The organism is Rheinheimera sp., assembly GCF_030824435.1.
Lineage (GTDB): Bacteria > Pseudomonadota > Gammaproteobacteria > Enterobacterales > Alteromonadaceae > Pararheinheimera.
Window position 1 is genome coordinate 20277 of the sequence record NZ_JAVBXS010000100.1, and the last position, 14502, is coordinate 34778.

The window sequence follows — 14502 nt, forward strand, 5'->3', positions numbered from 1 at the left end:
AAAAAATGCCGGCCCGGCTTTTGGCCTGAATTTAGAAAATCCAGATGTAAGATAAACAACAAAGGCAGCAAAAACCCGGCTGTCGCCGGGTTTTTGGATGGGGCAAAACTAAGCTTGAAGTGTTACTTAAAACTTTCCTACCACTTTTACTGAAGCGTCCACAGCAGCAGCATCGATATAACCTATGGCATTGGCGTCCGCCGCTACTGCAGCTTTCACTTCAGCATCAGAGGCGAGCTCTTTTGGCGGTGTGCCTTTACCGGTAAACACCAGTTTTGACCAATAAGCTTTCATCTGGCTGGATGATTTACCTAATACCTTGCTGTCAAAATGAGCTCGGGCTGGCGCAGACTCAGCCAGATTGAATGGTGTGGCTTTATTGCCGTTATTAAAAGTTGCACCCCGTCCGGTAAAAAGACGGGTAATCTCAGACTGATCAAGGCTGACAGCATTGGACGGATGTACAATCACCGCCACTTCTGCAATTGCTGCGTTAACAATCAGCGCCATAGTCAGGGTCATCACTTTGAACCAGTTCATGGTTTTCTCCAATACTTAAAAAACTAAATCAACACCCATGGTGATAGCTTTGCTGTCACCGGCCACCTGGTTGTTTCCGACCCCTTTATCATTCACGTCATCAAACTGAAATTTAAAGGCGGCTGAATTATGAAAATCCCAGCGCACACCAACACTGGTGGTGTTGTGCATTTCGCCTTCAGAGTCAAAATCAGCATAAGAAACATAAGGTGTGAGCTTGTTAATACGATATCCGGCTGACACCAGATAAGTATCATAATCATCCCCATCCAGCGTCAGGCGATTCACCTCTGACAATAACAGCCAGTTGTTGTAATCAATATTGACTGAAAGACCGGCAAAATTCCCTCTGCGTGTGTCTTTACCGTCCCAGATCACTCTGATGCCATCGCTGTACCTTTCATTCTGATAAGTCATATAAGTCAGGCGAAAATCGAACCAATCCCGGTTCAGACTCAACACACCACCAATAATGTCTTTCCAGATCTCACGTACCGGATCAGTGCCAAAAAACTCTGACAACAGTTTGTTTTCCGCATCATCTTCGCGCCCGGTATAAATGTTACCTGACAAAGACCAGTCGCTGAGCTGATAATTAAACTGCGCATTCACGCCTGTGTAGTTAAAAATCTGCCAGGTGTAGTTATCTGCCGGCGGACGGATCCAGAGGTAAGCGTAACTAACGTCAAAAAAGTCGGAATAATAATACAGCGGTAGACGTTTTTTACCGGCCTGAATAGTCCAGTGTTCGTTCAGCACATAAGATAAATACGCCCACTCAAAACCGGCGTCAAAATCATCAGCCCCACGCCCAACCAATTGTGCGGTCGCGGTCAGTCCTTCGGTAAGCTCAGCAGTCAGTTGCAAACCAAATTTGGAATCCGGTTTAAAGGTCCATTCATCTTCATAAACACCAACAGTCGGATAATTGGCCAGAAAGGTGGGTTCAAGACCAAACAGTGCCACCCCAGTACCGCTGGTTAATTTGCCTCCCATCACAGACGCAAAACCAGAAATATCCACTTCAGCCTGCACCGGATAACTGCAAATTGTCGCTATTGCAGTAGCGAGTAATAGCTGTTTCATGCCTACTCCTCAGTCGTTAAAATGCTTTGAGCAAAAGCCCGTATTGTTAAAATACCAGGTCGACACCAACAGCCATCAGGCTGTCTTTGTTGTCACTCAGTTTGTCTTTGGCCGTACTGAACTCAAGTTTTAATGCTGCTGCCGGGTGGAAATCATAACGAAGCCCCAGATTCCAGGTGGTATTGTCAAACCACTGGGTATTCACGATAGCCGCTATAGTCGGGCGCAACGGGAAATTAGCTGGCAATGCCGCATAAATGTCCGGCTTGGCATCATCTTCATCTTTTTCGTAAGAAACATAAGGGGTGAAAGCCCCAAATCGGCGACCCAAAGACAGATAATAAGAATCCTGATTGGCATAAAAGCTGTCTTCAACTTTTACATGGGTGTATTCAGCGACCATCAGCCAGTCATTACGATCGTAGTTCAGGCCAAAACCAAAAAAACTGCCATCATCTTCATTAAAATCAATAGCCTGAGCTACTGATCCTAAACCGATGTTGGTTAAACCCGCCAATAATGGATTCAGCGAACTGGCCTGAATACTGACATCACCCATCAGATAAGCCAAACGGACCGATAACCAGTCCTGACTCAGCTCCCAGGTGGCGCCAACAATATCATTAATTTTGGCCGGGGATACGGTGCCAACCACAGCCACTTCACCATCGTAAGCACCAAACACCAGTTGCAGATTGGACTGCATTTCACTGAAATTACTGCTGTGATACAAGGACACACCTTCGATGGTGTTAAAGCCCAGATCATAAACACTTTGTGGTGTGCGTAACCAATCGTAGGCATAACCTACATCGCGAAAATCTGAATATTTATAAAAAGGTGTGCGCAAGCGGCCGGCATTTAACCGCCATTCGTCGGTTAACTGATAGGTTAAAAAAGCCCATTCAAATTCAGCGTCAAAATCATTGGCACCCCGCGCCATAATTTGTGCTGTCACCGACAATTTTTCGCCCAAATCAGACTGCACCTGCAGTGCAAACAAACTCTCATTTTTAAAATCAATGTCGTCGGTATATCCGTATAAGGTATCTCCACTGGCTGCCTTACCGGCTTTAATCGAAGCAAAACCATTGATACTCACTTCAGCGGCCACATTTGTTGCACAACAAGCTATTGCGACCCAGGCCGCTAACCAAGTTTTTTTCATAAACAGATCTCCGAGCAGAATGCTTACAGCTATGTCTAGCGTAGACAACGAAGCCAAAAAAACCAGAAAATTCAGAACTATAAATTTTAGTTCCCGATGAACGAAAATAAAAAAGTGCAGAAACTTATATTAAGTTTCAATCATTTACAAGGAAGAGTGCATTTTTACGCAAAGAAAAAGCCAGCATCAATGCTGGCTTAAAAAAATGAACAAAAACAAAAAGATATATTTTTTGCAATAATGCTGTTAATGGCCTTCACTGACCATATTGATGGTGTATTTTGGAATTTCCACCACTAAGTCGTCATCGGCAATACGGGCCTGACAACCTAAACGCGACTCCGGCTCTAAACCCCAGGCTTTATCCAGCATGTCCTCTTCGAGTTCGTCACTTTCGTTCAGACTGTAAAAACCTTCCCGAACTATGACATGGCAAGTAGTGCAGGCACAGGATTTTTCACAGGCATGCTCAATAGCAATACCGTTGCGTAAAGCCACATCCAGCACTGTCTCGCCTTTTTCTGCTGTTAAAGCGGCACCTTCAGGACAGAGTTCGGCATGAGGTAAAAAGATAATTTGTGGCATGTTACACCTCGTCAACTTTATGACCCTGCAGGGCCTGCCGGATTGAATTGTCCATCCGGCGGGCGGCAAAATCGTCGGTGATATGATTGGTTTTATCAATAGCGGCTTTGATGGCTGCGGTATCGTCGCTTTGACTGAGTTGTTTTAACTCAGACAAGGCTTGTTCAATTTCTAAAAGCTCAGCTGCCCCCAACAAGTGGGCATCAGCAGAAATAGCGGCGCTCACCGCTTCCCAAACGCGGCTGGCTTCCACCTGCTGCTCACGTAACAAACGTAATTGCATATCGTGTTTGGCATATTGCATCGAACTTTGGATCATGGTCGCCACCTGATCGTCAGTTAACCCATAAGATGGTTTCACCTGAATGCTGGCGCTGACGCCACTGGATTTTTCCTGAGCTGTGACACTGAGCAAACCATCGGCATCGACCTGAAAGGTCACGCGGATATGAGCGCCACCAGCGGCCATAGGCGGAATATTGGTGAGGTTAAACTGCGCCAGAGAGCGGCAATCGGCCACCAGCTCACGCTCGCCTTGCAATACGTGCAGCGACATGGCGGTCTGGCCGTCTTTAAAAGTGGTAAATTCCTGCGCTCTTGCCACCGGAATGATGGTGTTACGCGGGATGATTTTTTCCACTAAACCACCCATGGTTTCTAAACCAAGCGACAGTGGTATTACATCTAATAATAAAGTGTCGGCATCTGACTTGTTGCCCACCAGCACATTGGCCTGAATAGCGGCGCCAATGGCCACTACTTTATCCGGGTCAATGGAGGTTAAAGGTTCGGCCTGGAAAAACTCTGCCACCAGGCTTCGCACCAGCGGCACCCGGGTAGAACCGCCCACCAGCACCACTTGCGCTACATCGTCGGTTTCAACACCGGCGTCACGCAAACTTTGTTTACAAGCGCGGATAGTGCGGCGCACCAAAGGCAATATCAGACTGTCGAGCTCTTCACGGCTTAAACTCAGCGACAGCCCGCCTTTGGCTGTTGGCAGCACAAAACTGTAACTTGCCTGCGAACTTAACTGCTCTTTAATTTCACGGGCCAGCTGTAAATGCTGGCGCAGACTTTGGTGCGACAACTCAGTTTCGCCACTTTGTTGTTGCAGCCAGTCGACAATAGCGTGGTCAAAATCGTCACCACCCAGCGCAGAATCGCCACCTGTTGCCAATACTTCAAACACACCACGTTTTAAGCGCAGAATAGAAATATCAAAGGTGCCACCGCCTAAATCGTAAACGGCAATCACCCCTTCCTGGCCGGAATCCAGACCGTATGCCAGCGCCGCTGCAGTTGGTTCGTTTAATAAACGCAGCACTGTTAAACCAGCCAGCTTGGCGGCATCTTTAGTGGCCTGACGCTGGGCATCATCAAAATAAGCCGGCACAGTAATGACCACACCTGTCAACTCACCACCTAAGGTTTGACTGGCAGTATCGGCCAGGGTTGCCAGAATTTCAGCCGACACTTCCACCGGGTTTTTAATACCCTGAGCTGTTTCTATCGCCACTAAACCTTGTTGATCGACCAGCTGATACGGCAGCTTATGTGGCAAAGACATAATCTCGGCAAAACCACGCCCCATCAGACGTTTCACCGAGCTGATGGTATTGTGTGGGTCGCTGACAGCAGATTGCTGCGCCACTTTGCCCACCTGCACCGCATCAGCCGTGTAACGCACCACTGAAGGCACCATATCGTCACCACTGCTGTTAAACAGTGTTTTGGCTTCGCCACTGCGCACAGTAGCAACCAAAGAATTGGTGGTGCCAAGGTCAATACCCGCTGCCAGCTTGTGCTGGTGCGGTGCGGCGCTTTGGCCGGGTTCAGCGATTTGTAATAAAGCCATAGTGGGATTTAGTCTTGTAGTTGCTGTTCAATTAACTCCAGCTCATGCTGAAGTTTAAAGAAAAATTTGAGTTTGCGGATTATATCAGCCGCCAGCAGATCCTGCTCGGGCTGATTGGCATCAAGTGCATAGGCTAACTGCTTGAGTAATAACTTTTTCTGCTGCTGAATTTGTTGTTCTGCTTCGTCGATAAGCGCATATGGATCGGTCGAATGCAGAATGTCAGCCAGCAGTTCCCGAAGCTCCATCTGCTGCATTAAAAATACAGTGTCGGTAAAGCTACGTTGTTCATGGCTGATTTTTACACCACGCAGCGCCAGCAAATGTTCGGCGCGCAGCAGCGGTTGTTTCAGGCTGTGATAAGCATCATTAATATTGGCAGCTTGTTGCACTGCCAATAAACGATCGCGTTCAGAAGCAGATGCAAAGTTATCCGGATGAAAATTCCGTTGCAGTTCTAAATAGCGGGTACCAAGCTCAGTTAAATCGAGATCAAACTGAGCAGGCACCTGAAACAGCTGGAAATAATTCATCAGACCGCCAGTTTATACTGTGAAACTTTCGCCACAACCACATTCGCCGTTGACGTTTGGGTTGTTAAACTGGAAACCTTCGTTCAGGCCTTCTTTAACAAAATCAAGTTGGGTGCCGTCGATATAAACCAGGCTTTTGCCATCAACAATCAGTTTCAGATCGTCTTGTTCAAACACCTGGTCGTCTTCATTCAGCTCGTCGACAAATTCCAACACATAAGCAAGGCCAGAACAGCCGGTGGTTTTTACACCAACCCGCAAGCCTAAACCTTTACCACGGTTCGTTAAAAAACTACGGACGCGGTCTGCTGCTGCTGCAGTCATTGAAATTGCCATAACAACTTAACTCCCGTGCCGGCTTTTATAATCAGCAATGGCTGCTTTAATGGCATCTTCCGCCAGAATAGAACAGTGAATTTTGACCGGTGGTAACGCCAGTTCCTGCGCTATGTCGGTGTTTTTGATTTGTGCTGCTTCGTCAAGGCTTTTACCTTTCACCCACTCCGTCACCAACGAGCTGGAGGCGATGGCGCTGCCACAACCATAAGTTTTGAACTTGGCATCTTCAATAATGCCTTGCTCGTTTACTTTAATTTGCAGTTTCATTACGTCACCACAAGCCGGAGCGCCAACCATACCGGTGGCAACCGTCGGGTCGTCTTTGGCAAAAGCGCCAACGTTACGTGGGTTTTCGTAGTGATCTATGACTTTTTCGCTGTATGCCATGGTGCTTTACCTCATTAATCTGGTTTGCCCGCCATAAGGGACGGGCGCCGGTCACAAACTGATCAGATGTTGATCAGTGTGCGACCCAGGCCACTGTGTTTAAATCGATGCCGTCTTTGAACATGTCCCACAGCGGCGACATAGCACGGAGTTTATCAATGGCTTCGTGCACTATTTTAATAGTGTGATCAATCTGTTCTTCAGTGGTAAAACGGCCAATGCTAAAACGGATTGAGCTGTGCGCCAGTTCGTCGGTTAAACCTAAAGCACGCAGTACATAAGAAGGTTCTAAACTGGCAGAAGTACAGGCTGAACCTGACGACACTGCAATATCTTTCAGCGCCATAATCAAAGATTCACCTTCAACATAGTTAAAGCTGATATTGGTAATGCCAGGCACCCGATGGGTGGCATCACCATTTAAAAACACTTGTTCAATGTCCTGAATACCGTCCCACAAGCGCTGACGCAGCTTGGCAAAACGTTCGTTTTCAGCGGCCATTTCCACTTTGGCAATACGGAAAGCTTCACCCATACCGACAATCTGGTGGGTTGGCAAAGTACCTGAACGCATACCACGTTCATGGCCACCACCGTGCGTTTGCGCTTCTAAACGAATCCGTGGTTTACGGCGCACATATAAAGCACCAATACCTTTAGGGCCATAAATTTTGTGAGCAGAAAACGACATTAAATCTACTTTTAATGTTTGCAGATCAATAGCCACTTTACCTGCAGCCTGAGCCGCATCCACATGGAAAATAATACCTTTAGCGCGGCATAACTCACCAATGGCAGCCACATCCTGCACCACACCGGTTTCGTTGTTCACCATCATAATGCTGACAACAGTGGTATCCGGGCGCATCGCTGCTTCTAACTTGGCAAGGTCAACCAGACCGTTGCTTTCCACGTCTAAATAAGTCACTTCAAAACCTTCACGTTCTAAAGCGCGCATGGTGTCCAGCACGGCTTTATGTTCGGTTTTGCAGGTGATCAGGTGTTTACCTTTTTTATGGTAAAACTGCGCCGCACCTTTAATCGCCAGGTTATTAGATTCAGTAGCGCCTGAGGTATAAACAATTTCACGTGGGTCGGCGTTGACCAGCTCAGCAATCTGGCTACGGGCCACTTCAATGGCCTCTTCCGCCTGCCAGCCAAAACGGTGTGAACGTGAGGCCGGATTACCAAAATCGCCATCCATCGTCAGGTACTGCATCATTTTTTCAGCAACACGAGGGTCAACCGGGGTTGTTGCGGCGTAATCTAAATAAATAGGTAACTTCATCTTTGGCTCCGTCTGCTGTTACAACTGGCAGCTGACTTCAATTTCAGTTTCAGGGTTCTTTAATACGCGGCTGTCCTGCCGCTTGGCCACGCTCTGAATTTCATTCTGGCTGACCAATTCACCCAAAGTTATTTGGGTCAGAAAATCTTCAATACGGTGACTTAAGTCACTCCACAAGGTATGGGTCAGGCACTTGGCACCGCCCTGACAATCAGATTTACCCTGACAACGGGTGGCATCCACCGACTCATCCACTGCACTGATCACTTCAGACACTGAAATTTCAGCGGCCGGTTTACCCAGCTGATAACCACCACCAGGGCCGCGCACACTGCTGACCAGACCCTGTTTACGTAAGCGGGCGAACAATTGTTCAAGATAAGACAACGAAATTTCCTGCCGGGCAGAAATATCTGCCAGCGGCACCGGACCTGAACTGGTGTGTAATGCCACATCCAGCATTGCAGTCACGGCATAACGCCCTTTCGATGTTAACCTCATCCTGACCCCATTAGCTTCGACCTGAGAATGGCGCAAATTGTACATTCCTGACTGATTTAGTCAAGTATAAAACCTACTAAAACAGTCAACTATTATGTCCTTTATCCTTGAAGCCGCAGGGGTGTTGACTTCGCTGCTTTGCTGGAGCGCCAGCCCGGCCCGTCACATAGGGTGCTATGTTCCTGGCCGGGCTGGCGTTCCAGTCTCACTTACTCGTCGCGGTTCCACCGTGGCCTACCTGTAACTTCAATGATTTTGGACATAACTCATAGCAAATCTCATTTAATTTCAAATAGTTGGATCAAACTCTTCATGGGCTTTTTTGCGCTGCTGCGCGGCTTCACGTTCAGCGGCTAAAAAAGCTTCATCACCAATATCCATGCTGGGCACTGCGTCACAGACGTTACCGCCTAAGTCGTTGACACTTTTACAAAGCTCGGCCACTTTGTTGTCCAGGCAATGCATGTGATCCAGCATGCGGCCTATGGCATTAGCGACCGGATCCGGGTTGTCACTGGCCACAGCATAAGCGTCAAAACCAAATTTTTTCGCCAGATTCTGCCGTTGTTCCGACACCGCTGAATCCTGCTTGGCAACAATACGACCCGGAATACCGACCACAGTGGCGCCAGGTGGCACGTCTTTCACCACCACAGCGTTAGAACCAATACGGGCGTTCTCGCCGACATACAAGGGACCTAACACCTTTGCGCCGGCGCCTATCACCACATTGTTACCTAAAGTGGGGTGGCGTTTGCCCGGGTTCCAGCTGGTGCCACCTAAAGTCACGCCATGATACAAAGTGACGTCATCGCCAATTTCGGCCGTTTCACCTATCACCACGCCCATGCCATGGTCGATAAAAAAACGCCGGCCAATTTTAGCACCAGGGTGAATTTCCACCCCTGTGAGCCAGCGCGCTATAGTGCTTAAAAACCGTGCCAGCCATTTCCAGCCGGCCAACCAGAGTTTGTGGTTCATCCGGTGCCACCAGATGGCGTGCAAACCCGGATAATTGGTCAGCACTTCAAAAAAACTGCGTGCTGCCGGGTCACGGTCAAATACACTTTTTATATCTTCTTTGATACCTGCAAACATGGAACTGTCCTTTTGCCGCTTCGGTTTATTCGCTTTGGCTCTGTTGTTTTTGCTTACGCTGCATCGAAGTTAAAATGCCCCGCAGAATATTCAGTTCTGCCTCTTCCGGTCTGGCTCTGGTAAACAAACGTTTCAGTTTGGTCATCACCACACCAGGGTGTTGTTTGATAATAAAACCTGTGTCGTTCAGCGTGTCTTCCAGATGCACAAAAAACCTTTCCATCTGCTCTGAACTTGGATATTGAGTTTCATCTGCTTCAACAGCCACAGGTTTGGCAGCAAGTGCCGCTACCCGCACTTCATAAGTAACGATCTGCACTGCCATCGCCAGATTCAGCGAGCTGTATTCAGGGTTGGCCGGAATACAGACATGGAAATTACACAGCTGTAATTCTTCATTGCTCAGGCCATTATTTTCGCGGCCAAATACCAGCGCCACCGGTTTTTGCGTGGCTTCCTGTACTGCTTTTTCACCACATTCACGCGGCTCCAGCATAGGCCAGGACAAAGTACGGGAACGGGCGCTGGCGCCAACAATCAGGCCACAATCGCTGATGGCTTCTTCCAGCGTATCCACCACTTTGGCATTGGCCAGCACTTCGCTGGCACCAGCCGATAACGCATAAGCCTGACCATCGGGCAATTCTTTGGGCGATACCAGCCATAACTGACTTAAGCCCATGGTTTTCATCGCCCGGGCGACAGAGCCGATATTGCCGGTGTGTGAGGTTCCAACCAGAACAATGCGGATTTGATCGAGCATAAAATGAAAATTCCCGGAAAAAGCATAGCGCCTGAAAAAAGAGCGGCATTTTAGCATAAGGATTTTGCAACTGCGCGCAAAATTCGGAAGTGTAGACATCTAAAGTCGGATAAATTTCACTGGTCGGGTCAAAAGGCGAATTTGTCCATTTGCCACTGCAAAGCTGGTTCAGCTTTGCTAAACTAGCGCCTCCTCAACATAACAAGGATCGATCGCATGAAAGCTTTGACCAAGTTCGTTGTATTCGCAGGCTTATTTGCCACTACTATCAATACCTTACCAAGTTACGCCGCCACTAATCCTTTAAAAGACGCCATCAACCACCCGGCACGCAGCGCTGTGAATAAAGCGCGTGATGTGCATCGCCACCCTTACGAAACCCTGAGCTTTTTTGATGTAAAAGCCGACAGCACTGTGGTGGAAATTTCTCCTGGCGGCGGCTGGTACAGCGAAATTCTGGCGCCCTTATTAAAAGAAAAAGGCAAATATTACGCTGCGCACCAACCCGCTGATGCCACTTCTGATTACGCCAAAAGAACCCGTGCTGCTTATCTGGAAAAACTGGCGGCGGACCCTGTGTACAAAGCCGTGACTGTGACAGGTTTTGCGCCGGATAAAATGTATGAAGTAGCGCCAGCCGGTTCTGCCGATGTTGTGTTAACTTTCCGTAACCTGCACAACTGGTACGAAAAAGATAAAGGTGAAGCCAGTCTGCTGACTGCTTTTAAAACTTTTCATGCCGCATTAAAACCAGGTGGTGTGCTGGGTGTGGTTGAACACCGTTTACCTGAAAGCAAATTAAAAACTGACTGGACAGATTCTGGTTATATGCCACAAAGCATGGTGGTGAAAGTGGCAGAACAAGCTGGTTTTGTGCTGGATGGCACCAGCGAAGTGAATGCCAATCCAAAAGATACTGCGGATCATCCAAAAGGTGTCTGGACTTTACCACCAGTGCTGGCACTGAAAGATCAGGACAAAGCCAAATATATCGCCATTGGCGAAAGCGACCGTATGACGCTGAAGTTCCGTAAGCCAAAAGCTGAATAATTCCCAAAACCTTAAGCCAACGAAGTGGACGTATTGATGAAAGTTTTAGTGATAGGCGGCGGTGGCCGCGAACACGCGCTGGCGTGGAAAGCAGCCCAATCGCCAAAAGTCAGTCAGGTGTTTGTAGCTCCTGGTAATGCCGGTACTGCACTGGAAAACAATCTGAAAAATGTGGCTGTTGCAGCCGACGATGTACCGGCTTTATTGGCATTTGCTAAAGCCGAACAGATTGACCTGACCATTGTTGGCCCTGAAGCACCGCTGGCCCGTGGTGTGGTGGACAGCTTCCGCGCTGCTGGTCTGGCTATTTTTGGCCCAACCAAAGCGGCAGCTCAGCTGGAAAGCTCCAAGGCATTTGCCAAAGACTTTTTAGCCCGCCATCAGATCCCAACCGCCGGTTACGGCACTTTCAGCGATATTTCCGATGCCAAAGCTTATGTGGCTGAACAAGGCACCCCTATTGTGATTAAGGCCGATGGTTTAGCGGCTGGCAAAGGGGTGATTATTGCGCAGACCGAAGCTGAAGCTTTTGCGGCCATAGAAGATATGTTGTCTGGCAACAAGTTTGGTGATGCCGGCAGCCGCGTGGTGATTGAAGAGTTTCTGGTTGGTGAAGAAGCCTCTTTTATTGTGATGGTTGACGGTAAAAACGCTTTGGCTTTTGCGTCCAGTCAGGATCACAAAGCCCGCGATAATGGTGATAAAGGCCCAAATACCGGTGGTATGGGTGCTTATTCACCGGCGCCAGTGGTCACTCCGGCAGTGCACGATTGGGTGATGCAAAACGTGATTTACCCTACAGTGAATGGCATGGCAGCAGAAGGCACTGTGTATACAGGCTTTTTGTACGCAGGTTTAATGGTAGCGCCAAATGGCACCTGTAAAGTGCTGGAGTTTAACTGCCGTTTTGGTGACCCTGAAACTCAGCCAATTATGCTGCGCCTGCAGTCAGATTTAGTTGAGCTGTGCCAGAACGCTGTTGAAGGCAAGCTCGACCAAACTGAGATTGCTTTTGACAGCCGCGCTGCAGTTGGTGTGGTGCTTGCTGCCGGTGGTTACCCTGATGATTACCGTAAAGGTGATGTGATCAGCGGTTTACCACAAGCCGACAGCCGTGAAGCCAAGGTATTCCACGCCGGTACCAAACTGGAAGATGGCAAAGTGGTGACAGCAGGTGGCCGGGTCTTATGTGCCACTGCTTTAGGTGCCAATGTGACAGCAGCACAACAAGCCGCTTATCAGCTGGTTGACCAAATTCAGTGGGATGGTGTGTTTAGCCGTCGTGACATTGGTTACCGAGCCATAGCGCGCGAACAGCAAAAATAACCCTTTGTTATCGCTGAAATCAGCAAAAGGCAGCCATTGGCTGCCTTTTTTATCGTTAAAATCCGGCGCTTGATGCCAAGCCCCTTTGTTTGTCAGCATAACTTGATTAAGCTAAGCCGCTATCGCGCGCTGCTGCGCTTTTTCTGTCAGGACATTCCGATGAAGTTTTCTACTGCTGCTCTGGTGTTGTTACCACTGAGTTGTTCTTTGTTGTCGCTACCGCTTGCCGCACAGTGCAGCAAAGAATTTACCACTATTGCCGAAATTCAGGGTGCAGAAGCCCAAAGCCCTTTGCTGGGCAACACTTTAACCACTCAGGGTGTTGTCATTGGCACCTTATATAAAAACAGCAAACAGCCGATGTTGCTGCTGCAAAGTGTGTTGCCAGACAACAAAACACAAACATCGGAAGCCATATTAATTGCCGACAAAGAACTGGCCGGTATTTACCAGCAAGGTCAGTTACTTGAACTGACAGGCACAGTACGTGAATTACAACAAATGACGGCTTTAACCAATATCAGCCACAGTGTTGTTTGTGCCGAAAATCAGCCAGTGCGCCAAAGCACAGTCACACTGCCAGTAAAACAACTGTCTGACTGGGAAAGTTTAGAAGGCCATTATGTCGTATTGCCACAACAGTTGGTGGTGAACGACAGTTACGGCCTGGCGCGTTTTGGTGAGCTGTTATTGGCTGATAAAAGGTTATTTATCGCCACCGAAATTAACCAGCCTGGCAGAGCAGCGGCCGCTTTTGAACAACAACAACTGTTGCATGAGATTGTCATTGACGATCAAAATTCAAAACAGAATGTCGAACCTGTGCCATTTCCGGGCGAGGGTTTAACCGCCGACAATACGGTGCGGGTTGGTGACAAAGTGCAGGCGGTTGAAGGTTATCTGGTACAAAACAAAGCCGGTTATCGCCTGCTGGTAAACAAAAAGCCGGTTTTTACCGCCGCCAATGCACGACAAACAGCACCTAAAGCCAAAAGCACAGGCACAATCCGGGTCGCCAGTTTTAATGTGCTGAATTTTTTCACTGGCGCCGGCAATAACCCACAATTTCCAACCAAAAGAGGCGCCAGTAACCAGGCTGAGCTTGAGCGGCAACAAGCCAAAATGCTGGCCACTTTAACGGCGCTGGACGCTGATGTGATTGGTTTGCTGGAAGTTGAAAATAACGGTGAAGCCAAAGACAGCGCTATTGCCACTATAGTCTCAAGCCTGAACCAGCAACTTGGCAGTGAACAATATGCTTTTGTCAGCAGCAAGGTAAAACCCGGTGGTGACGATATTAAAGTGGCGATGATTTACCGCACTGAAGTGGTACAGCCGATAGGCACAGCAGCACTGAAACTGGACGCACCTTTTGACCGCGGCAGCCGCCCGCCTTTGGCGCAAAGTTTCCGCGATCAGGCGTCCGGCACTGAATTTACCGTCAGTATCAACCACTTTAAATCCAAAGGCAGTTGCCCAAAACAACAGATGCCGGACAGTGATCAGGGCGACGGTCAGGCCTGTTGGAATCCAACCAGAGTAAAAGCTGCCAAAGCATTGCTCAGCTGGCTGGACACTAATCCAACCGGAATTAACAGCCCAAACCGGCTGATCATCGGTGATTTAAATGCTTACCGGATGGAAGATCCGGTAAAAACCTTAGAACAAGCCGGTTTTGTGCATCTGGCGGGTAAAGGTCAGCATTGGTCTTTTGTTTATCGTGGCCGCTCCGGCACTTTGGATCACGCTTTAGCCAGCCCTACACTTGCGAAGCAGCTTCAGCAGTTCCAGCACTGGAATATCAACGCCGATGAACCGGCAGTGCTTGATTACAACACTGAATTTAAATCGAAAAACCAGCAACAGAGCCTGTACGCGCCAACGCCGTTCCGCTCTTCTGATCACGACCCTCTGTTGATGGATTTTAAGTTCTGATAGCTTACAAGAACAACAAAGGGGCCGCTGGCCCCTTTGTTTTTT

The 14502-nt window shown here is 48.4% G+C and carries 14 protein-coding genes and 1 pseudogene; 3 read left to right on the plus strand and 12 right to left on the minus strand.

Annotated elements, in window-relative coordinates:
• Positions 1 to 126: 126 nt before the first annotated feature.
• The 12 genes and pseudogenes from RCH83_RS16510 to trmJ form a co-directional block, all read right to left on the minus strand.
• Complete coding sequence (locus RCH83_RS16510) at positions 127 to 540, minus strand: phosphate ABC transporter substrate-binding protein (RefSeq protein WP_306523885.1); 414 nt, start codon at positions 538 to 540, stop codon at positions 127 to 129.
• A gap of 15 nt (positions 541 to 555) precedes the next feature.
• Complete coding sequence (locus RCH83_RS16515; protein WP_306523886.1) at positions 556 to 1626, minus strand: porin; 1071 nt, start codon at positions 1624 to 1626, stop codon at positions 556 to 558.
• A gap of 46 nt (positions 1627 to 1672) precedes the next feature.
• Positions 1673 to 2794: a porin gene (locus RCH83_RS16520; RefSeq protein WP_306523887.1), complete on the minus strand. Its 1122-nt coding sequence runs from the start codon at positions 2792 to 2794 to the stop codon at positions 1673 to 1675.
• A 246-nt stretch (positions 2795 to 3040) separates the two neighbouring features.
• Positions 3041 to 3379 carry an ISC system 2Fe-2S type ferredoxin gene (gene fdx, locus RCH83_RS16525; RefSeq protein WP_306523888.1) on the minus strand — a complete coding sequence of 113 codons (339 nt, stop codon included), beginning with the start codon at positions 3377 to 3379 and terminating at the stop codon, positions 3041 to 3043.
• A gap of 1 nt (position 3380) precedes the next feature.
• On the minus strand, positions 3381 to 5237 hold the full coding sequence (hscA, locus tag RCH83_RS16530) for a Fe-S protein assembly chaperone HscA (RefSeq protein ID WP_306523889.1): 1857 nt from the start codon (positions 5235 to 5237) through the stop codon (positions 3381 to 3383).
• Positions 5238 to 5245: 8 nt separating this feature from the next.
• The gene (hscB, locus tag RCH83_RS16535) at positions 5246 to 5770 is read right to left on the minus strand and encodes a co-chaperone HscB (RefSeq protein WP_306523890.1); all 525 of its coding nucleotides are present in this window, start codon (positions 5768 to 5770) and stop codon (positions 5246 to 5248) included.
• A gap of 12 nt (positions 5771 to 5782) precedes the next feature.
• Positions 5783 to 6106 (minus strand): iron-sulfur cluster assembly protein IscA, encoded by a 324-nt coding sequence (gene iscA / locus RCH83_RS16540; protein WP_306523891.1) that lies wholly within the window; start codon positions 6104 to 6106, stop codon positions 5783 to 5785.
• Between the two features lie 6 nt (positions 6107 to 6112).
• Positions 6113 to 6496, minus strand: a complete 384-nt coding sequence (gene iscU, locus RCH83_RS16545) for a Fe-S cluster assembly scaffold IscU (protein WP_306523892.1) — start codon at positions 6494 to 6496, stop codon at positions 6113 to 6115.
• A 73-nt stretch (positions 6497 to 6569) separates the two neighbouring features.
• Positions 6570 to 7784: an IscS subfamily cysteine desulfurase gene (locus RCH83_RS16550; protein WP_306523893.1), complete on the minus strand. Its 1215-nt coding sequence runs from the start codon at positions 7782 to 7784 to the stop codon at positions 6570 to 6572.
• Positions 7785 to 7802: 18 nt separating this feature from the next.
• The gene (iscR, locus tag RCH83_RS16555; RefSeq protein ID WP_306523894.1) at positions 7803 to 8285 is read right to left on the minus strand and encodes a Fe-S cluster assembly transcriptional regulator IscR; all 483 of its coding nucleotides are present in this window, start codon (positions 8283 to 8285) and stop codon (positions 7803 to 7805) included.
• Positions 8286 to 8573: 288 nt separating this feature from the next.
• A pseudogene (cysE, locus tag RCH83_RS16560) lies at positions 8574 to 9386 on the minus strand (serine O-acetyltransferase); the annotation flags it as partial.
• A gap of 22 nt (positions 9387 to 9408) precedes the next feature.
• The gene (gene trmJ, locus RCH83_RS16565) at positions 9409 to 10146 is read right to left on the minus strand and encodes a tRNA (cytosine(32)/uridine(32)-2'-O)-methyltransferase TrmJ (protein WP_306523895.1); all 738 of its coding nucleotides are present in this window, start codon (positions 10144 to 10146) and stop codon (positions 9409 to 9411) included.
• Between the two features lie 216 nt (positions 10147 to 10362).
• Between trmJ and RCH83_RS16570 the strand changes: the two genes are divergently transcribed.
• The 3 genes from RCH83_RS16570 to RCH83_RS16580 all read left to right on the plus strand — a co-directional run bounded on the left by RCH83_RS16570 (position 10363) and on the right by RCH83_RS16580 (position 14457).
• Positions 10363 to 11196 carry a class I SAM-dependent methyltransferase gene (locus RCH83_RS16570; protein WP_306523896.1) on the plus strand — a complete coding sequence of 278 codons (834 nt, stop codon included), beginning with the start codon at positions 10363 to 10365 and terminating at the stop codon, positions 11194 to 11196.
• Between the two features lie 36 nt (positions 11197 to 11232).
• Complete coding sequence (gene purD, locus RCH83_RS16575; RefSeq protein WP_306523897.1) at positions 11233 to 12522, plus strand: phosphoribosylamine--glycine ligase; 1290 nt, start codon at positions 11233 to 11235, stop codon at positions 12520 to 12522.
• Between the two features lie 159 nt (positions 12523 to 12681).
• The gene (locus tag RCH83_RS16580; RefSeq protein WP_306523898.1) at positions 12682 to 14457 is read left to right on the plus strand and encodes an ExeM/NucH family extracellular endonuclease; all 1776 of its coding nucleotides are present in this window, start codon (positions 12682 to 12684) and stop codon (positions 14455 to 14457) included.
• The last annotated feature ends 45 nt before the right edge of the window (positions 14458 to 14502 follow it).